The following is an 18,988-nucleotide window of genomic DNA, read 5'->3' as shown; positions in this document are numbered from 1 at the left end:
CTATTCATCTCTTAATACCGCAGCGGGATTGGTTCTGGCCGCTCTCCATGTTTGCGTCACAATGGTCGCCAGGCAAAGCACAAGGAGCGCAATGATACTGCTACCAATTTCTACAAGGGTAATCTGTGTGCGATAAACATTCTGAGCTAATATGACCTTATCAAAAAGGAAATAGCAGATAGGCGTACCAATCAGGATGGCCCATATGACCATTTTAAAGAACCCTCTCGACAATAAATAAATGAGTTTTCTTTCGGATGCTCCAAACGTTTTTCGGATGCCAATTTCTTTCAAGCGCGTTTGAGTGGAATAGATTGCCATACCCAATAAACCCAGTGTGCTGATGGAGACTGCCAGGAATCCAATGAATCCAAAGATCTTCATAAAGTCAACAAGAAATTCGTAATAGTCCTCAATTTGTCGATCCATGAATGCTGCTTCCATTCGATGATTGGCATCAATTTCATCCCATACTGCCTCTACAACACTGAGCGTTCCTAAAATATCAGAACTCGCAATTTTTAGGTTGGCATATTGGTAGCTTCCGGTATTTCTGATGACAAAGCTGTTGATATATTCTTCCAGGTTGGCATAAATAATGTCCTGGATGACACCAACGATTTCAACCGACTCTCCTTCAATGTTGAAAACGGTTCCTAAAGCATCCGAAGGTGAACCCAGGCCAAAATTTTTCACAAAGGTCTCATTGACCAACATGGTGGACTCACGCACCTCATTTTCTCCTGGCACAAAATCTCTTCCGGCCACCAAATCAATTTGCATGTTTTCCAGATAGGAGTCGTTCACGTCGATGTGATGTACCCATATTGAATCCTGATTTCTTGCGTCTACCAGTTGTAGATTGTTCCAGGTTCCTACTCCGGGAATGTAGGATGAGAACGAGACATTTGATACTTCTGGCAGCTTCATTAATTCAGATTTCAGAATTTGCGGGTCATTACCCTGAACCTTCACATTTAGAATATTATCCTTGTTGAAGCCCATATCGGTATTCAAGGAATAGGAGTATTGTTTGTGCGTAATGACGACAGCCATAACGAATATGATGCTTAGTGTAAACTGGGCCACAATCAGGCTTTTCCGAAAATTGATTCCTGAAAGCGCTTTGAGCATTTTTCCGGAACGCAGCGCACGTAAAGAACTTAAGCGTGAGAAAAATAGCGAAGGACTTAATCCGGCAATCAAACCCGTGGCAATCGCGAATAGAACAAACCACCCAATCAGCTGAGGGGTCAGCTCCAGGGTGACCATCTCCTCTGCTCGGGGCAATATTTCAATGAACCCATTTCGAAGAACACGGAAAAGAAGGATGCCCAAACCAAGTGACAAAAGTGATAGGATTATGGCCTCTACCGTAAACTGCCCGAAGATAGAGGCACGACTAGCACCATTGAGCTTTCTTACCCCGACCTCTCTTGCTCTTCGCAGCGATCGAGCCATAGATAGGTTGGTATAATTAAAAATGGCGGATAGCAAGATCGCCGCGGCAATTACCGAAAGTATGATAATGGGCAGATAGATCATTTTGGGCCCTATTGAGTCACTGATGTTAGGACCAGGAACAATTTCATTTATTTGTTGGAGTTGAAAGGAAGCTTTGAAATTGTCAGGATCTTTAAAATAGGTCGGCGCATTATTATCCAGCCATGCAATTACATTGGCTTTCTGCTCATTTTGCGGGATGTATAGGTAGTTATAATAGCGATCCAGGTTCTCCCATTGGTCATGAGACTTATCGATAGTACCCTGACGAGCAAGAATCGAAGTAGTACTCAGCGAAACAATGGCTTCAAATTGCAAATGAGAGAATTGTGGAGGGTCTGCCACAATACCGGTAACTTTAAAAGTCCCCAGCCCTTCAATATCAATGGTTTCGCCAACGGGGTTGAGACCTTCAAATGATTTTTTAGCAAATCCCGTTGTTATCAGGATTGAAAAGGGGTCTTTCAGAACATTTTGTTTATTTCCTTTCAGTAAATCGAAAGTAAGAAAATCAAAGAAATTCTCATCTGCATAAATGCCTTTAATGAAGATTTTCTTATCGTTTGCAGTGGCAGTTCCTTGCAACCTTCTTCCCAGTTGTGTGACCTGAATATTAGGAATCTGTTGCTTAATCTCCGGACCCAATCCCAGAGGGGAAGAGGCCTGTACTTCAAGCTGTCTGAATTGATAGGTTGGGGAGGAAATGACCCGGTAGATTTCATGCTTGTGTTCGTGGAACTCATCAAACTTCAATAGGTCTGAGATCATACCTATTACCAGGAGTCCACTGGACATAGCCACTGATAAACTGAAAATGTTGATAAACAAAAAGAGCTTCTGTCTTCTTAAATTTCGCAGGGAAATGGTAACATAACTACCGATCAAAGCAGCCTGATATCCCGGTCCTGATTTAGGTTTGTCCAGTACAGAGGGGCGAATCATTTTCAGCACTTCTCGGGTGTAAATGCGACGTGCTTTTTTTAATCCGTATTTTGCTTTATTGACCAGAAATGTCTCTTCCAAATCACCTTCCAATTCTTCGAATAGGTGGTCTTTACAAAACCACTTGAAGAGCTTATAGGCTAGAGGGGGTATCTCGGGATGTTTCATAATAGTAGTCCTTTTGAGTCTTTTTTGATTAGGTCAGTTTTGGGATCAGATCCCACATGCCTTCGCGCAGTTCCTTCGCTTCCTGCAAAGTGGCCAGTCCTTTATTGGTTACTTCATAGTATCGTTTTCTTCGTCCGCCACGTTCTGAGGTCGGCTCCCCATAGTCTGAGGAAATGAACCCTTTTTCTTCCAGTCGAGTGAGTGCAGTATGCAATGCCCCTCTGCTAATCTTGCGCCCCATTCGGTGGTCGATTTCTTCCTGGATGGTAACACCATATGCATTATCCTTTAATATGAGGATGCTAAGCATTACAATTTCCTGAAATTCTCCGAGGTGTGTTCCTTTCATGATTTTATATAATTCTTAAATGAAGACGTAATAATAAATCATTTGTTTCGTAAATGGAGAAAAAACTTATAATGTATCCTTCATGGCTAGTCTTTCTTAAGGGATTTCACTAAAACAGATACCTGTAACTCTAATCGTTTAATCTCCCTGATGGTCGCGTTTTTATGCATTTCCATAAATTGAAACAACTTCAACATACCGATGGCCATGAGCAAAAACATTAACCCAACTCCGAATGGGATCATCTCCGCTGCATCTGATGTGCTCAGCAGGCGATAGCCACAGTAAACTGCGAAACCAAAAAACACAAATTGAACAATCAGAATCCCTGCGTTGAGCCACTTCATTTTACCCTGAAACAGGCCACCAAGCATTTGGAACATACTTTGTTCATCATATGTGTTAAACAACTCTTTTTCATCTTCAGACAATGCTTCTTTGATCATCTGATCGATTTCCTCATTCTTTTTCATCTTGATACAGTTTTGTTTCTAATATTTTTTTCAAATGTTCTCGTCCCCTGAAGAGTCTTGATTTTATTGTTCCTACAGGCAACTTCAGCAATCCTCCAATAGTGATAATGGAAAGGTTTTCCTGATAGAACAGCTGTATGACAAATCTTTGCTCTTCTGATAGTTCATTGATCGCATTCTTTAATGTGTTCAAAGTGTCCTCATTGGGGCTATTACTTTTTTCGGCAAAATCGGACTGGATTGTCTTTCCAATGTCCTCTCTTTTTCTATTGACTTGATTAGATCGAATCCAACTAATAGCCAGATTAGTAGCAATACGAAGCGACCAGCCCGGAAATGCACACGGATCGTTCTGGGTTTTGATTTTTCTAATAATTGTAACCCAGGCATCCTGCACGATATCTTTTGTAGCATCTACATCTTTGGTCGTATGGTACATCCTGTTCAGCATTTTGGGGTTCCACCGTTTCACTAATAATTCAAAGGCTTTGCGATCACCAGCCTGGCAATTAATCACCAGCCACTCTTCAATTATTTGATCCGAAGTTTTCATTTGCTAACCTCTAGTCGATGGAAATCAGGAAAGGTTCCGCTGAATTATTATCAATCTACAGATTAACAGTTAAAATCGAGGCGGAGGCAAACTCAATTGCGTGTCTGGGTGTTTGAGCTACATGAATCCGTATTGCGATCCAGAAACCGGCATTTGTACGCCATCCACGTTTGAAGACCTTCAATCCATCGGACAGCATAAGCTGACAGAAAAGACAGAAATCATCTATGTAGGAGATCCCATGTGCTCGTGGTGCTGGGGCATTTCACCAGACCTCATTAAACTTCGTGATTATTACAGAGGCAAAGAAGTAGGCTATCGAGTCGTGGTGGGTGGCCTCAGACCAGGAGGGGGCGACCCATGGAATGATCAAATGAAGGATTTTCTAAAAGAGCATTGGGGCCATGTGACCGAAATGAGTGGTCAGCCTTTTGGATATAAGCTCATGGAGCTTGATGATTTTAATTATGACACTGAGCCTGCCTGTCGGGCGGTAGTGGCTGCTCGCCCGCTTGTGAATGAGTTGGAGATGGAGTTCTTTGAGGAAGTTCAGCGCAAATTTTACATGGAATCAGAAGATCCCGGAACCAATGAATTCTACCAAAGCATCTGTGAGAATTTTGGAGTGGATTATCAGAAATTTCTAGAGCGACTTGAGAGCGAGGAGGTGCGATACGAGACCCGAAATGAATTTATGCTCAACCGTCAATGGGGGGTCCAGGGTTATCCCACCATTGTTTTGCTACATCAGGATCAGCTGTTTATGATCGCCCATGGATATGCAACTTTCGAGCAGATGAAGGCGCAAGTGGAGAAGACGATTGAGCGAGAAGCTGAATCAGAGAAAAACGCATAAGGCAGGAGAAATCTTCGATTCCCCTAAGCATTCAAACTTTATTTTCACTTTTTGATCTCGTCGTTAGGGGAGGGTTTTGTATTAAGTCCCTTAGAGCAAACACAAAACCCACAGCCAACATGAAAGCCTATTTATTTCTGCTCTGTTCACTTTGTTTTCAATTAGCTACCTCCCAGAACGTTGTTTACTTTCCAGGCTTTGAACTGATCAATGTGGAAGAACCCACCGCTGGCCTGCAGTACTCCACTTCCAAGCTCATTAAATCGTATATAGAAGACAACCACAGCTACACGATCCTTTTGGATGAGCGCATTGGAGCCGATGGATACCTGAGTCGGGAATCTCTGCAGCAATCTGTTGTCAATGCTACCGAGCAAAAAGCACGGTTCTTTATGCGAGGGGAAATTCATTTTCTGCAAGGGGTGTACATTATTTCATTGGGCGTGTATGAAACTGCCAGTATGGAACAAGTCTGGCACGACATGGCCAAAGGAGCAGCCGAGCAAGACCTTGATCCATTGCTGTCCCGCTTAGGCCGGTCGTTTTTTACCAGCAGGACCGCAAAAACGGATATTGAAATCGATGAGGTGACAACCTATGACCAAAAAGGAATTGAGTTGGCACAGATCAGGGTCAATCACTTTGTTGGAGTCATGCTCGGTGGGAAAGCCATTCCGAATGAAAGCACATTATCCGGTTTTGGATTGGCCTACACCTACGATGCTTCGACGGTGCTTTTCAACTTTGATTTTGAATTGTTTCCCTCTTCAACGATTTCCATTAATCACAGCAATCCGGGACAGAAAATGCAAAGCGGGGGAGTTTCACTAGGGGTGACCTATCCCCTTACGCGCAAGCGCTCAACCTTCTTCGTAAATGGTGGAATGGAATATGGATATACCACCATAAAGCAAGAAGATGCAGAATGGGGTGACAAAGAGTCAAAGTCCGGAATTGGAGCTTATCTGGGTGGAGGTTTTTTGATCAATAGAAACTCCACGGTAAATCTGAGAATATTCACTGCCGTCTCTATTCCTTTCTATCATGTTGATAATATGAATGTGACAGGGATCAAATTCGGGATTGTGACTTCATTTGCCAAGAAACGATAATCAGGCGGGCTGTGCATCCTTTCTTTCTTTAGCAACCCAGTCTTTCGGAAGCTCATTCAGAAGCTGTCTTCTGAAAACATGGTAATCGACCGTGATCGTATGTCTTGGCGTTTTTAGCTGTTTGTAATGTGGATTGGAGACTTCTTTCTCTGTGAGCCTTTCGATGTTTTTTGGTCGCTTCCATTTACCTGAAAGCTGTCGGGCAATGATCTTGGCTTGTAGCTCCGCCCCGGGCCAGATGCAGCCAAGCGGCTGAAACAGCCCCACAAAGAATAAATTATCCATCGTGGGATGCATCATTTTTAAATACAAGGGAACAGGACCGTCACTATAGTTGATAAGTGACTCATCCAAAAATGGGTGGGAGATAATAAAGCCCGTACAGGCGATAATAACATCGACATCTTCCTTGCTCCCATCTTTGAAATGGACGGTGTGCCCATCCAGTTTTTCAATATCTACTTTGGGATGAACCTTGCCATGTCGGATGCGATAAAGCAACTCATCGTTGATCACTGGGTGTGTCTGCCCAAAGTTATGATCCGGTTCCTGCAGGCCATAATTTTTATTCGGACCAATGAAAATGCGGATGAGCAGTTGGGAAAGCAGACTTCTGATTTTCACTGGTAGCCAGGTCATACCTGATCCAACAACATCCGATGGTTTGCCAAACATAAACTTGGGAATGATCCGGTAGCCTCGTCTCCAGCTGATGCTGGTTTTTTTACTTATCCGGCTGGTTTCCACAGCCACATCACACGCAGAGTTGCCACCTCCAATTACAAGCACGCGCTTATCTCGGAAAGGCTCAGCTTTTTTGAAATCATGTGAATGGAGAAACTCGCCATCAAAAGTCCCCTGATATTCCGGCATACGCGGGTTCCAGTGGTGCCCGTTGCAGACGATCAGATCAGAGAATGTTTCAACGTGCTGGCCGTCTTTATTTTCAATTGTGACTTTCCATTCTTCTTCAGAAATACGTTCTACTTGTTTGACGGTCGTTTCAAATTGGATATGATCGAGCAAACCAAAGTGACGTGCATACCCTTGAAAATAGCTAGCCAGTTGCTGGTGTGAAGGGTAGTCTGCTACCTCTTCCCCATGATCGTCCCAGGTATAGTCTTCGTATTGCGACAGCAATTTGGAGCTGATGATATGGGTGGTTTCAAACACACTGGAATGACTGGGTTTCTCGCTGTAAATCCAGTTGCCACCAACCCGATCATTGCGGTCGAAGCAGACCGTTTCGATTTCTTCGTCTAAAATGTTTTTGAGGGCAGTAATCCCGGAAGGCCCGGCTCCAATCACGCATACTCTTCGCTTCATGGGGTTGAAGATAACGAGAAGTGATTAAATGTTTTGTGCAAGCAAGACAGTGTAATGATTGAGATGCTTCGTTCCTCAGCATGACAGCCCAGAAAGAATTGAGCAGCCCTGCATGATCGAATTGCTCCGCATGAAGATCGAAGTGTCATCCTGAGCGCAGCGAAGGATCTAATTATATTTAGAGATATGAACCACAACTATTTCACCTATATCACAACAAATAAATCTCGTAAAGTCCTTTATACAGGAATGACGAATGATTTACGCACTCGATTAGAGCAGCATAAAGAAGATGCAATGGGTGCCAAGAAGACTTTTGCGGGAAAATACAATTGCTATTATCTTGTATTCTGGGAAAGACATCAATATGTCAATTATGCTATCGAAAGAGAACATGAAATAAAAGGATGGAAGCGATTTAAAAAAGTGGCCTTAATCAATGAGTTCAATCCTGAGTGGAGGTTTTTAAATGATGAGGTTGATTGAGATGCTTCGTTCCTCAGCATGACAGCACAGAGAGAATTAAGAAGCTCTAAATGGTCGAATCTCTCTGAATTATGATCGAAGTGTCATCCTGAGCGCAGCGAAGGATCTCACTCCTCAATCACCTTTGGCCAATTCTCCTCCGCCTTCTTTATAAACTCAGTCTGGTTTGCTTCCCATTTTTTCTGAATGCCCTTGCTGTAGTTGAGATAGAGCTTGCCATCCACAATCTTCCAGGCGTTAGGATTTGATTCATACGTGTAGCCATTGCCAACCGCATACGCACAGTACCCACCAAACTGAGGAGCGTACTGTTCCGGATCGGCTTTGAAGGCATCCAGGTTTTCCTGCGTGCTGAAATACCAGTTTGCCTTGTTCCACTCAAACGAGAATGACTGATCGCCTTTTGTTGGTTGGCCTTGAGTGAAATAGGCCACCGGATCATAGCCTTTGATGGCTCCATCACTGGTGGTGTACGTCGGGCTTTTTTGCGCTGATGACAGGAACCCGAAGCACAGCAAAAGTGTAGTTGCAATGCTTTTCATAATCTGATGATACGGAAATGAATGAGGAAGGATGAGGTGAGAAGGTGCGTTTGTCTGCTGGCTGTCCCTTTTGGAGGCGGTCCGACGTTTCGGGGTTAGGGGGAGGGATTTAATGGAAAGATATCTGGCATGATATTCCTAATCCATGTACTTTGCACTTTTCAGCGCATCGGAGGTTGATTTGCTATAGCCAATACACACCTCATCGGAGGCATCCACATCAGACACGACATTGGTATCGATCAACAACTGACACAGGCGTCTGGCTTCACTAATGGGAATCTCCACTTCAAATTCTTTGAAGAAGTACCTGGAAACATCAGAAGCCGTCAAAGTGCTTTTGCTTCGGTGATTAGAGATATAATCCAGATGCCTCAGAATGGCATGCAATTTTTGATTCTGCGTCATGTATTAAAGTTAATCGAAATCCAGCGCAAAACATCAGTGCTGTTATTCCCCCTTAACAAAGGGGGTAAGGGGGTTGTATAAACTATTCCAAAAAACGGTAGAGGTTGGGTATATTTAGTATGTTCACTAAATTAACTCAGCACCCTCGCCGGCAGCATAAACAGCGCCCGGATAAATGCAAAGACCCCTTCTACAGCAAATCCAAGGATTCTAAACGGAAGTAAAAGCATCCAAATGATCGGATAAAAGAACAAAATGGCTAATGCTAACGGCCAGCAGATGACGAGGAGGATGAACCAGAGTAGTATTTTCATGAAAGATTTTACGATTAGAAAAACGATTGAGTTATCTGTACTATAAGCGGACAGGTTCGTTCAAAATCGTTCTTTTTTGGACAATAGACCTGAGGCAGTGCGGGCGGCTAGCCTCAGGGTGACTTTGTAAAGAGTTTGTCATGCTGAATTTATTTCAGCATCTATCTTTTTCCTGACTTGTGATTTTTATCTTTAAGAATATGAAGCTACCTATCTACCAAGTCGACGCATTTACAGATCACCTTTTTGCCGGAAATCCGGCGGCAGTTGTCCCCATTGGGGACGAGTGGCCCATCGATGATGTGTTGCAAAAGATTGCCATCGAAAACAACCTGTCTGAGACTGCTTTTTTTCAGGATCGGGGAGATTTTTTTGACCTTCGCTGGTTCACCCCCGAGTTTGAGATCGACCTTTGTGGGCATGCAACCCTTGCTTCAGCGCATGTGATTTACAATCACCTGGGATATACCAAAGATCAGATCGATTTTGAGACGATGAGCGGGCCGTTGGTAGTGAAACGTAAGGACCACTTGTTGCAACTGGATTTTCCTTCCAGAAAGCCGGAACCAGCCGAAATGAAGGAAGGGTTGCTTCAGGCCTTTAATCATGCGCCAAAAGAAATACTGAAATCCAGGGACTATGTGATGGTCTATGAGACCGAAGCAGACGTTCGTTCATTGAAAGTAAATGCTAGCCTGCTCAGCCCCGAGCATTTTGATAAGGGAGGAATCATTTGCACCGCGCCGGGAGATGGAGTGGATTTCGTCTCACGTTTCTTCTTTCCCGGAGGTTCAGTCTTTGAAGACCCGGTCACCGGTTCCTCACATTGCTCATTGATTCCGTATTGGTCGGAGAAGCTAGGTAAGAACGAGATGATCGCCTATCAATTATCTGAGAGAAAAGGCTATCTCAACTGCACCGACTTAGGAGATCGGGTGCTGATCGCCGGAAATGCGGTAACCTATATGAAGGGGGAGATTGAGGTATAAATAATCATCCCTCATTCCCTTGCGAGCGAGGCACGAGTGAGACTTGGGAATCTTTGCAATACAAAATGAGATTCCCATGACTCGGATAACAATAGTTATCCTCCCAAGGGAATACGGGTCTTTTTAACCGTCATTGCGAACCCCGCCGACAGGCAGGGTGAAGCAATCTTAATCTTCCCATGAAGCATGAGATTCCTTCGCTTTGCTCGGAATGACGATTAAAATTGCAAATCGCGATGACGTAACAACTACTCTACTACAAACTCAAATTGGAAAATCCGGATTAGCCAAAACTTCTTTTAGCTGCGCATGATGCCTCTCGGTATGAGCAGAAATAAACATCAGCCAATGATAGCCACTGACCTCACCCACCGGACCAAAGTTTTCAAAGTATGCTTTCACTGGCTTGTCCAGCGCCTTCACAAAGCCCTTTGTTTCAGACCTTCTGCTTTTAAATGCCTCAATAAATGAGGCGGGTGTTTTGTAAGCACCTTCCGGTGTTATCGGCTCAGGAGCCTGGAATTTTTGTGATCGACCCACGATAAACTCAATCATCTCATTTCCCTTTTCTCTGTATCCCTCCACCTGATCCGGTTTGTACTCCATCCCCTCTAGGTTGACCACTCGCTTCAAAACAACGGGCTCGGCCTTTATAATGTGCTCGCATATTTCTGCTACCGACCAGCTCTCCTCATTAGGTTTAAATGTCCATTGCTCATCAGTCAATCCTTTAATGGATTCAATCAAGTCCGACTGGCTTGTCTTCAGGTAATTGATGATTTCTTTTTTGTCCTCCTTGGTAAGTGTCTCATTTTCCCCACCGAAAGAAGAACCTAGGATCCAGATGACCATTAGCATGGTTGTACTCAATAGTTTTTTCATAGCATTAGATTTTTTAGCCAATCCTAACGCCTGGAAGCCTTTTCTGACTGTGAAAAATGGAATTGAGATGTTGAGTGGTACCTGTTTTCAGACTGAATGGTCAGACCTGAACCAGGTTTTTAACTCCCGACTTTTATAGCGGCTGACATTAATGGATGTCGAAAGGTGCTCCAATTGGATCTTGAGCTTATTGTTCACATCCTTTTGCAAGGCACGGATAGCTGGTCTGGAGATGATGGTTTGCCTGTTGGCACGGAAGAACCGATTCGAAAGCTTCTCTTCCACTTCACTCAACGATTCGTACTGTGTCACAAGCTTGTTACCATCCGTGTCAATAAGGAAAACACACCCATTTTGATGGACAAAGCATGAAACTTCATTTTCCTCAATGGTTCGAAGTTCTCCGCCTCTTACAATGGTGAGCGTATCAGATGTAGACGCCAGCTTATTGAAGGTGAGTGTTCCATTGCCTTTGGCATATCCTCTCAGAATAAATACGCCTGTTTCGATCAATGAAATCATCAGACAGACACCCAGCAAACCTACAAATCGGAATGGATCCATGATGTATTGGAATATCAGCATTTGGCCGATGCTGAGGATCGTGAAAATAAGCGTGCAATAAAGCAGGTTGGTTCGAATGATCAGAAGGACAGAAGACAGATCATTTCCAAGCTTTGATTTTTTTGAAAGCCTACGATAATTCCAGGTATTCGTCTCGCAGATAAATAATCCATAAATCAGGAAGATGGTGAAAGGAATAAATGGGAATTGATAGTCCGGTGAGAATGGCAGCTTCTGATAGGTAATCAGATGCGTCATGACAAAAGCCAAAAGCACCATCAATGAACGACGAACGGTGTTATCACTGAGTTTGATTTTTTGGTGTGGTAGCGCAATAGTCATGATATGAATTTAACCATTTTGGAGATGAGAAGACCATGATTATTACATGAGTGGATAGAGAAATTATTCCAATTCTTCTGTCAGGATATAGCCAAAATCTTCAATTTTAAAGGAGGGGTGAGATGCCACTTTCATTGTCTGGATAGCATTAGTTGGGATTAAGGTCTCTTTATTTTCTCCAACCGTAGCAATGACCGTATATGGGAAGTTGTCCTTAAATCCGGTTTTCCATTTGTACTTCAACGTTGACTGAATAGAATCATAGGCATACTGAAGAACAGGTGGCGATTTTTCTTTCAAATAAACATCGAAAAGTGGTTGAAAATTTCTACCAGACATTTCATTGAAATACGAAATGAAAGTTTCGGTGCTAATGTTTTGCCTGGCATATCGATCCAGAGCACCTCTTAAAATGGAGAAAAATTTCTCATCATCGTTTAGTTGTCTTCTCAACGTATGGAGGATCAATGCTCCTTTATAGTAGATATCAGCATCTTTTGGACTTACCCAGCTGTTGTACCGGACACCACAGGGTTTTAAGACCGGGCGCTCATTGTCCACATATCTGGGGAGGTTCCAAATGTAGTGATCGTAATAGTTCGGTTGGTAAAGCTTAGCCACAACCAACGCCTCAGAATAGGTTGCAAATCCTTCATGCAACCACATGTCACAGTAGTCCATTCCGGAAACCAGATTTCCCCACCACTCATGAGCGAGCTCATGGATGAGTGTAGCATTCACTTTTAATGAATAAGCGGGTGGGGCATAGTCATTATAAAAATAGGAGCCCATAGAAATAGCGGATTGGTGCTCCATGGCTCCACCTCCGAGCGTAGACTGCACAATTTTACACCCATCCCTCCACCAAGGGAAGGGACCATATAGTTCTTCGAGTTCCTTCAGGTGCAAAGGAGTCTGCGAATAAAATGATCGAGCTGTATCGATTTGATGGCTCAGTGCATAGACCTCAATTTCACGTTCCCTGCCGGTGATATCTGTATAGGGGAAAGTAATTTTTTCATAAATCCCGATGTTGAACGAGATGTTGTAAATGTTGATGGGATTAAGGACGGAGTGATGATACACTCGGTTAGCGCCATTGATTGTCACACTATCAAGCTTGCCATTAGCCACTGCCACAAGTGGATTAGGAACTTCAACACGGATAATACATCGTTCTGGTTCGTCATATAAAAGTTCTTTACAAGGCATCATGTAATGACCACCTACACCTTCGGTTTGTGTACCGATCCATGGGTTCCCTTTGCTGTCTGTTTGCCACTGGATAGGCCCTTCATTTGCAATGTTGGCCGGCTTACCACCGTAAGAGATTTTTAGGGATGCCGCAGTGCCTTCTTCCGCTTGAGCATTGAAGACGATGAATATCAGATCTTTCTTGTGCTTCCATGTTTTTAGAGGGATGGAGCTTTCAATGTTACCAACCTTGAATTTTCGGTGCAGATCAATCAGAATAGAATCTTGCGCCATCTCCATTTCGAAATCGATGCGCATGGTGCCCTCAATTCGTTCTTCCTCAGGGTTTACTTTGACATACCAATCATAGGTGGTGATGTCATAAGCTCTTAGACGGTTGGCTTCACCTTGCAGGTAATCACGTTTAGAGAATCGCGGAAACCCTTCTTTCTTATTGGGAAAATAATATTTGACGAAGGGTTTGTATCTGCATGCACCGACAACTAGCGACACAATGATGAGGAGAAGGAGTTTTTTCATTTAGCTTCCAAAATGGGTGATAAGGTAATTTAATGCCTTATTTCTAGATGCGCTTACGTTAAGAGGAAATTTACACTTACAAAATCTCCACGATATGCCGTGCCACTTTACCAGTCCCATCCAGAATCTGATGACGACATGAGGTGCCGGAAGCAAGGATGATCGTATCTTTTTCTGCTTCTCGTACTTTGGGAAAAAGTACCAACTCACCAATTTTCATAGAAACTTCAAAGTGCTCTTTTTCATAACCGAAGGAACCGGCCATGCCGCAGCAACCACTGGGTATCATTTGAACGTCAAATCCCTCGGCAGCTTTCAATATTTTCATCGTTGGTGTCATGGACGAGAGTGCCTTTTGATGGCAGTGTCCATGTACCAGCACTTTCTGTTTCTTTCTTGGAAAATCTTCTGATTTGAGATTTCCAGCATCCAGTTCCCTGGCCAGGAATTCTTCAATGGTGAACGTTCGCTCCGCCACTTTCAATGATTGTTCTTTTTCCTTGCCTCGTAGCAGATCCGGATATTCATCCCGAAATGTGAGAATCGCTGATGGCTCTATCCCCACCAGACAGACATCTTTTTTCAATAAATCGTGGAATAGCTTCACATTTTTTTGTGCCAAGTCCTTCGCTTCTTCCAGCATCCCTTTGGAAAGGTAAGCCCGACCACTGATGACATGATTGGCAGCCCGAACTTCATATCCCATACGATCCAAAAGCATGATCGCCTTCTTACCAATTTCTACGTCGAGGTAGTTGGTAAACTCGTCAAAGAAGAAGTAGACCGTTTTCTTGGGCTCTCGCTGAAGCGAATGGAATTTTTTATCAAACCATGATCGCAAGGTTTGATTCGCCATCTTCGGAATGGATCGCTTGGATGCAAAGCCCAGCAAGGGTTTGGACAAGTTTCGGGTCAGATTAAAGGCCCATGGGGCTACCTCGAATTTCTCGATGCTCTTCGCATAGTTAGCGATCATCTTGGTTCGGAAAGGCACCCCTTTTTCTTTCATGGATTGGTACTGCCATTCAGCCTTCAGCTTGCCCATGTCCACATTGGAAGGACACTCACGCTTACAGCCCTTACATGAAAGGCAGAGATCCATTACCTCCTTGATTTCTTCATGCTCAAACGGATTTGCTTTCTCCGATCGGGTGAGCATTTCGCGCAGGATATTGGCACGAGCCCGGGTAGTGTCTTTTTCATCACGGGTAGCCTGGTAGCTAGGGCACATCGTTCCTCCTGTCAGCTCGGATTTACGGCAGTCACCCGAACCATTACACAATTCAGCGGACCGGACAATGCCCTGATCCTTGGAGAAGTCCAGCATGGTCTCAAATTCACGAGTCTCCTGATTCTTCTCATATCTGAGCGAAGTATCCATTGGAGCAGTGTCAACAATTTTGCCCGGATTGAAAATGTTGTGAGGGTCCCAGGCCTGCTTCACTTTTTTAAGCAGTTCATAATTTTCTTCTCCAATCATCTTTGGAATAAACTCTCCACGTAAACGTCCGTCACCATGCTCGCCGGAAAGGGAGCCGTTGTATTTCTTTACCAGATCAGCAATTTCTTCCGCAATGGTTCGGAAAAGTCTGACTCCTTCTTCTGTCTTGAGGTTTAGGTACGGACGGAGGTGCAATTCACCTGAGCCGGCATGGGCGTAATGAACGCTATACAAGCCATGCTTATGAAGAATTTTATTGAAGTCGCCGATGTAATTCGGAAGATCCTTTACATCTACTGCTGTATCCTCAATAACAGGAGCCGGCTTGGTGTCGCCTGGAATGTTGGAAAGCAATCCCAGTCCGGCTTTACGCAGGCTCCAAACCTTGACTATGTCGTCTCCTTTGATAATTGGAAAGGCATATCCCAGTCGTTGCTTGCCCAGTTCGGTCAAAAAATTAAGTATTCGTATGTCTACTTCTTTTTCAGTCTCACCTATGAGCTCTACTACGAGGATGGCTTTCGGTTCTCCTTCCACAAAGAATCGGTTGGCGGCCTGCTCCTTGTTTCGGGCGGTGGCTTCCAGGATGTAGTGGTCCATCAGCTCACAAGCATAGGGACGATAGTTGAGGGCAATGAGGTTGGCTTTCAATGCATCATCTATCGTTTTGGTATGAATACACACCAAACGCTTATGTCCTTCTGGGATTTTGGTGATCTTCAACTTAGCGGCTGTCACAAACGCTAATGTCCCTTCTGATCCGGCAATGAGTTTGCAGAAGTTGAATGGTTTTCCTTCCGGATTGAAGGGCTGCATGTTTGCCAGTAAATCCAGGGCATAGCCGGTGTTTCTTCGTGGGATGTCCGGCTTGGGAAATTCCTTTTTTATGCGTATGACATTTCCTGCATCAAGAAGAATATCTGAGATGTTTTGGTAGAGCTTATTTTCTAATTCAGAGGAACCTCTTAAGTCATCGGAGGCTTTGAAATGGGCTTCCGAACCGTCTGAAAGTAGCGCTTTAACTTCAATCAAATGCTCACGAGTGCTTCCATACACTACGGAATTTGATCCACAACTATTGTTTCCAATCATCCCTCCAATCATTGCACGATTGGCCGTGGAGGTTTCAGGAGCAAAAAAGTAGCCGTGCGTGAAAAATTCTCGGTTGAGTTCATCTCGTACAATCCCAGGCTGCACCCAGACGTATTCCTCTTCAATGTTGATTTCTAGAATTTCAGTGAAGTGTTTGGAGACATCCACTACGATCCCACCGCCTACAACTTGTCCTGCTAAGGAGGTTCCGGCAGTTCTCGGGATCAATGACGTTTGATTTTCTCTTGCAAAGTGAATGAGTTTTTTGAGGTCTTCTTCATCCTTTGGGATCGCTACAGCTTCCGGAACTTCGCGATAGGCTGATGCATCCGTAGCGTAGATTCGACGGATGGCCTCACCAGTGTGCAGCTCTCCTTTTAGCTCTTTTTGAAGTCCCGAAAAGTTCATCGTTCAAACCTAATCAACTCACCCCATTTCCTAATCGGAAATTTCCCCTCTCTTTCAAGAGAGGGGTCAGGGGAGAGTTAAATAATTTCCAATCCCCATGTAACCTTCCGAAATTAGTGAAGTTTCCCCGACAGAATGCACCGAATGAACCTACTGGAAGACCACAGTCTGATGTTGAAAGTGAAAGAGGGAGAGGTAGATAAACTCAACCTGCTTTATAAAAGGTATAGTCGCCGGTTTTTTGGCTTTTTCTATGGGATGACCCATGATGGAGCTACCAGCGAGGACCTGGTTCAGAATGTATTCATGCGGATTCTAAAGTATAAACATACTTATAAGGCAAACGGTGATTTTGAGGTGTGGGCTTTCCAGATGGCGCGTAATGTGCATCACGACCATTATAGAAAGAACAAGCGCTATGCCTTTCAGGAGGATATGAATCCTTATGAGGAACGCTTAAGTGAGAACAAAAACCAGGAGGTGGAAATGGAAAAGAGTGATGAGCTGAATTACCTGCAGAAGGCGTTGGCCAATCTTTCAGACGAAAAAAGAGAACTGATTGAGTTGGTGAGATTTCAAAAGGTAAAATATGCCAAAGTAGCGGAAATGCTTGGTGTAACAGAAAGTGCCATTAAGGTACGGGTACATAGAATATTGAAAGAATTGAGAGAATCCTACATAAAAATGGATGTCTAACGTGCTATTAAGCTAAGAGGCCATTTTCCCTCTTTGGAGAGGGTAGGGAGAGGACCAAAAATAGAGTCTTAGCTTAATAGCATTTGGTTAGAGTTGGCAGGGAGATGTTTAAAAGAAATTGTAAATCTCAAATTGAGATACTATGAAAATAAATGAAACAAAAGCAAGAGAACTCTGGCAGGATAAGATGACAGGGGACATCAGCGAGAACGAGCTGGTAGCATTGGATGAATTCTTATCCGTTAATCCGGGAGTTGCCTCTGAGCTGAAAGATCTTGAGCAAACCTGGAGTCTGTTTGAAGAGATTAAAAGGCCAGAGCCTACTGAGGCAATGGACGCACGGTTCGAAGGAATGTTGGCAGCTTATGAGCAAAAGCAAAATGAAGCACGACCGAATGTGCTGGACTGGATAGTAGCGCAAATGACGAAAAGCTGGCAAGTAGGCTTGGCTTCCTTGGTGATGGGTCTGTTCATTGGCTGGTGGATGTTGCCATCGCAGGATCAAAAACAGGACATTGCACAGCTGAGTAGCGAGATTCAGAGCATGAAAGAGATGATGATGCTTACGCTCATCGAACAACCAAAAGCACAGGAGCGGATTCGCGCAGTGAACCTTGCAGCAGAATTACCGAAAGCCGATGAAAAAGTGATCAATGCATTGATATCCACCCTGAATAATGATGATAACCTCAATGTGCGACTCGCCTCCCTGGAATCACTGGTTAGATACGCTGATTTGGCTGAAGTGAGAGCGGCATTGGTGGATGCATTAACGATGCAGGAGTCACCCTTGATGTTGGTGGCCATCGCAGATGTGCTGGTAGCCATTCAGGAGAAATCTTCATTAGATGCGATGGAACAGCTCAAGCAAAATACCGAAGATGAATTTGTGAAAGAAAAGTTAAATGAAAGCATTCAAACACTAAAGAATACATAAAACTCAAAAGAAGGACTAATGCAATTATTACTCATACTATTAACATTGATCAATCCCACCCTCAAGGAGGAAAAGGTAGAAATCAAAAAAGAATATACGATCGATGATCCAAGTCAAATGGCTGTTATTGTGAATAACATAAACGGCGATGTGGAGATTGAGGCTTCTGAAGACAACAAGGTCTATCTGAGTTTAGTCATTGAAATGTCTGCAGGGACAGACGCATTATTAGAAAAAGCAAAAAACGAACTGGAACTGGGAGAGCTTTTCACGCACGATTCGTTGGTTTTTTACACCAAGGCACCTTTTATAAAAAAGTGCAGATGGGGAAATTATACCGGCTATGATATGTACGACTATCCAAAGTATTCTTTCAAATATCAATACAAACTGAAAGTGCCAAAAGATGTCAACATAGAGGCAAAAACGGTGAACAATGGAGATGTGCTGGTGAAAAATATTGACGGCTCTGTAAAGGCGTGCAATGTGAACGGCGAGGTAGAAATCAGGAATGCAAGAAAAGTACTTCAGGCATCCACCGTAAATGGAGATGTGACAATCAACTTTCTGGAGAGCCCAAAGGAAGCCATTGATTTCCATACGGTAAATGGAGATTTCAAATTTGACTTACCAGTAAACTTCAGTGCCAAAGTATACTTTGACTCCATGAATGGTGATCTGTACTCTTCTTTTGACTATCAACGAATGAGTCCGAAAATCGAGAGAAGCCAAAAGAATGGAACCTTCAAAATTGGAACAAAGACAGGCATTGAAGTTGGGTCTGGTGGCCCTGAACTCTCGTTCAAAAGCATCAATGGGAATGTCTATCTAAAGAAAAGTGAATAATCGAATTAAAACATTTAAATATATA

19 protein-coding genes are annotated in these 18,988 nt (G+C 43.6%); 7 read left to right on the top strand and 12 right to left on the bottom strand.

Annotated elements, in window-relative coordinates:
- From ACP14Y_RS08725 to ACP14Y_RS08710, 4 genes are all read right to left on the bottom strand, one after another.
- The gene (locus tag ACP14Y_RS08725; RefSeq protein ID WP_424962577.1) at window positions 1-2,613 is read right to left on the bottom strand and encodes an ABC transporter permease; all 2,613 of its coding nucleotides are present in this window, start codon (window positions 2,611-2,613) and stop codon (window positions 1-3) included.
- A gap of 28 nt (window positions 2,614-2,641) precedes the next feature.
- Window positions 2,642-2,962, bottom strand: a complete 321-nt coding sequence (locus ACP14Y_RS08720; protein WP_424962576.1) for a PadR family transcriptional regulator — start codon at window positions 2,960-2,962, stop codon at window positions 2,642-2,644.
- A gap of 86 nt (window positions 2,963-3,048) precedes the next feature.
- Window positions 3,049-3,435, bottom strand: a complete 387-nt coding sequence (locus ACP14Y_RS08715; RefSeq protein ID WP_424962575.1) for a DUF6768 family protein — start codon at window positions 3,433-3,435, stop codon at window positions 3,049-3,051.
- Entirely contained in the window at window positions 3,422-3,988 is a 567-nt protein-coding gene (locus ACP14Y_RS08710) for an RNA polymerase sigma factor (protein ID WP_424962574.1), read from the bottom strand. The genes ACP14Y_RS08715 and ACP14Y_RS08710 overlap by 14 nt, the downstream gene beginning before the upstream one ends.
- A 100-nt stretch (window positions 3,989-4,088) precedes the next feature.
- Here ACP14Y_RS08710 and ACP14Y_RS08705 point away from each other — a divergent pair, with 100 nt between their 5' ends.
- Together ACP14Y_RS08705 and ACP14Y_RS08700 are read left to right on the top strand one after the other, a co-directional pair.
- Window positions 4,089-4,844: a DsbA family protein gene (locus ACP14Y_RS08705; protein ID WP_424962573.1), complete on the top strand. Its 756-nt coding sequence runs from the start codon at window positions 4,089-4,091 to the stop codon at window positions 4,842-4,844.
- Window positions 4,845-4,963: 119 nt separating this feature from the next.
- On the top strand, window positions 4,964-5,956 hold the full coding sequence (locus ACP14Y_RS08700) for a hypothetical protein (protein ID WP_424962572.1): 993 nt from the start codon (window positions 4,964-4,966) through the stop codon (window positions 5,954-5,956).
- On the opposite strand, the gene ACP14Y_RS08695 is transcribed toward ACP14Y_RS08700, so the two are convergent.
- Window positions 5,957-7,282: a flavin-containing monooxygenase gene (locus ACP14Y_RS08695; protein WP_424962571.1), complete on the bottom strand. Its 1,326-nt coding sequence runs from the start codon at window positions 7,280-7,282 to the stop codon at window positions 5,957-5,959.
- Window positions 7,283-7,468: 186 nt separating this feature from the next.
- Between ACP14Y_RS08695 and ACP14Y_RS08690 the strand changes: the two genes are divergently transcribed.
- Window positions 7,469-7,768 carry a GIY-YIG nuclease family protein gene (locus ACP14Y_RS08690; protein ID WP_424962570.1) on the top strand — a complete coding sequence of 100 codons (300 nt, stop codon included), beginning with the start codon at window positions 7,469-7,471 and terminating at the stop codon, window positions 7,766-7,768.
- A gap of 107 nt (window positions 7,769-7,875) precedes the next feature.
- Here ACP14Y_RS08690 and ACP14Y_RS08685 read toward each other — a convergent pair whose 3' ends face one another.
- From ACP14Y_RS08685 to ACP14Y_RS08675, 3 genes are all read right to left on the bottom strand, one after another.
- Window positions 7,876-8,310, bottom strand: a complete 435-nt coding sequence (locus ACP14Y_RS08685; protein ID WP_424962569.1) for a YHS domain-containing (seleno)protein — start codon at window positions 8,308-8,310, stop codon at window positions 7,876-7,878.
- Window positions 8,311-8,448: 138 nt separating this feature from the next.
- On the bottom strand, window positions 8,449-8,718 hold the full coding sequence (locus ACP14Y_RS08680) for a hypothetical protein (RefSeq protein WP_424962568.1): 270 nt from the start codon (window positions 8,716-8,718) through the stop codon (window positions 8,449-8,451).
- 131 nt (window positions 8,719-8,849) lie between these two features.
- Entirely contained in the window at window positions 8,850-9,032 is a 183-nt protein-coding gene (locus ACP14Y_RS08675; protein ID WP_424962567.1) for a hypothetical protein, read from the bottom strand.
- 200 nt (window positions 9,033-9,232) lie between these two features.
- Here ACP14Y_RS08675 and ACP14Y_RS08670 point away from each other — a divergent pair, with 200 nt between their 5' ends.
- Window positions 9,233-10,021, top strand: coding sequence for a PhzF family phenazine biosynthesis protein (locus ACP14Y_RS08670; protein WP_424962566.1), 789 nt, complete (start codon window positions 9,233-9,235; stop codon window positions 10,019-10,021).
- 264 nt (window positions 10,022-10,285) lie between these two features.
- Here ACP14Y_RS08670 and ACP14Y_RS08665 read toward each other — a convergent pair whose 3' ends face one another.
- The 4 genes from ACP14Y_RS08665 to ACP14Y_RS08650 form a co-directional block, all read right to left on the bottom strand.
- Entirely contained in the window at window positions 10,286-10,903 is a 618-nt protein-coding gene (locus ACP14Y_RS08665; protein WP_424962565.1) for a DinB family protein, read from the bottom strand.
- 87 nt (window positions 10,904-10,990) lie between these two features.
- Entirely contained in the window at window positions 10,991-11,809 is an 819-nt protein-coding gene (locus tag ACP14Y_RS08660; protein ID WP_424962564.1) for a LytTR family transcriptional regulator DNA-binding domain-containing protein, read from the bottom strand.
- A gap of 63 nt (window positions 11,810-11,872) precedes the next feature.
- Window positions 11,873-13,543 (bottom strand): M1 family metallopeptidase, encoded by a 1,671-nt coding sequence (locus ACP14Y_RS08655; RefSeq protein ID WP_424962563.1) that lies wholly within the window; start codon window positions 13,541-13,543, stop codon window positions 11,873-11,875.
- 76 nt (window positions 13,544-13,619) lie between these two features.
- Window positions 13,620-16,484 carry an FAD-binding and (Fe-S)-binding domain-containing protein gene (locus tag ACP14Y_RS08650; RefSeq protein WP_424962562.1) on the bottom strand — a complete coding sequence of 955 codons (2,865 nt, stop codon included), beginning with the start codon at window positions 16,482-16,484 and terminating at the stop codon, window positions 13,620-13,622.
- Window positions 16,485-16,628: 144 nt separating this feature from the next.
- Between ACP14Y_RS08650 and ACP14Y_RS08645 the strand changes: the two genes are divergently transcribed.
- The 3 genes from ACP14Y_RS08645 to ACP14Y_RS08635 all read left to right on the top strand — a co-directional run bounded on the left by ACP14Y_RS08645 (window position 16,629) and on the right by ACP14Y_RS08635 (window position 18,963).
- Complete coding sequence (locus tag ACP14Y_RS08645; RefSeq protein WP_424962561.1) at window positions 16,629-17,180, top strand: RNA polymerase sigma factor; 552 nt, start codon at window positions 16,629-16,631, stop codon at window positions 17,178-17,180.
- 142 nt (window positions 17,181-17,322) lie between these two features.
- Entirely contained in the window at window positions 17,323-18,117 is a 795-nt protein-coding gene (locus tag ACP14Y_RS08640) for a HEAT repeat domain-containing protein (protein ID WP_424962560.1), read from the top strand.
- Between the two features lie 18 nt (window positions 18,118-18,135).
- Window positions 18,136-18,963, top strand: coding sequence for a DUF4097 family beta strand repeat-containing protein (locus tag ACP14Y_RS08635; protein WP_424962559.1), 828 nt, complete (start codon window positions 18,136-18,138; stop codon window positions 18,961-18,963).
- The last annotated feature ends 25 nt before the right edge of the window (window positions 18,964-18,988 follow it).

The organism is Ekhidna sp. (assembly GCF_965247405.1).
GTDB lineage: Bacteria > Bacteroidota > Bacteroidia > Cytophagales > Cyclobacteriaceae > Ekhidna.
This window is presented reverse-complemented; position numbering and strand designations above follow the sequence as displayed.

Coding starts and splice junctions, on each gene's coding strand:
- ACP14Y_RS08725 (WP_424962577.1), bottom strand. CDS start 2,613: ATGAAACATCCCGAGATACCCCCTCTAGCCTATAAGCTCTTCAAGTGG.
- ACP14Y_RS08720 (WP_424962576.1), bottom strand. CDS start 2,962: ATGAAAGGAACACACCTCGGAGAATTTCAGGAAATTGTAATGCTTAGC.
- ACP14Y_RS08715 (WP_424962575.1), bottom strand. CDS start 3,435: ATGAAAAAGAATGAGGAAATCGATCAGATGATCAAAGAAGCATTGTCT.
- ACP14Y_RS08710 (WP_424962574.1), bottom strand. CDS start 3,988: ATGAAAACTTCGGATCAAATAATTGAAGAGTGGCTGGTGATTAATTGC.
- ACP14Y_RS08700 (WP_424962572.1), top strand. CDS start 4,964: ATGAAAGCCTATTTATTTCTGCTCTGTTCACTTTGTTTTCAATTAGCT.
- ACP14Y_RS08695 (WP_424962571.1), bottom strand. CDS start 7,282: ATGAAGCGAAGAGTATGCGTGATTGGAGCCGGGCCTTCCGGGATTACT.
- ACP14Y_RS08690 (WP_424962570.1), top strand. CDS start 7,469: ATGAACCACAACTATTTCACCTATATCACAACAAATAAATCTCGTAAA.
- ACP14Y_RS08685 (WP_424962569.1), bottom strand. CDS start 8,310: ATGAAAAGCATTGCAACTACACTTTTGCTGTGCTTCGGGTTCCTGTCA.
- ACP14Y_RS08680 (WP_424962568.1), bottom strand. CDS start 8,718: ATGACGCAGAATCAAAAATTGCATGCCATTCTGAGGCATCTGGATTAT.
- ACP14Y_RS08675 (WP_424962567.1), bottom strand. CDS start 9,032: ATGAAAATACTACTCTGGTTCATCCTCCTCGTCATCTGCTGGCCGTTA.
- ACP14Y_RS08670 (WP_424962566.1), top strand. CDS start 9,233: ATGAAGCTACCTATCTACCAAGTCGACGCATTTACAGATCACCTTTTT.
- ACP14Y_RS08665 (WP_424962565.1), bottom strand. CDS start 10,903: ATGAAAAAACTATTGAGTACAACCATGCTAATGGTCATCTGGATCCTA.
- ACP14Y_RS08660 (WP_424962564.1), bottom strand. CDS start 11,809: ATGACTATTGCGCTACCACACCAAAAAATCAAACTCAGTGATAACACC.
- ACP14Y_RS08655 (WP_424962563.1), bottom strand. CDS start 13,543: ATGAAAAAACTCCTTCTCCTCATCATTGTGTCGCTAGTTGTCGGTGCA.
- ACP14Y_RS08650 (WP_424962562.1), bottom strand. CDS start 16,484: ATGAACTTTTCGGGACTTCAAAAAGAGCTAAAAGGAGAGCTGCACACT.
- ACP14Y_RS08645 (WP_424962561.1), top strand. CDS start 16,629: ATGAACCTACTGGAAGACCACAGTCTGATGTTGAAAGTGAAAGAGGGA.
- ACP14Y_RS08640 (WP_424962560.1), top strand. CDS start 17,323: ATGAAAATAAATGAAACAAAAGCAAGAGAACTCTGGCAGGATAAGATG.
- ACP14Y_RS08635 (WP_424962559.1), top strand. CDS start 18,136: ATGCAATTATTACTCATACTATTAACATTGATCAATCCCACCCTCAAG.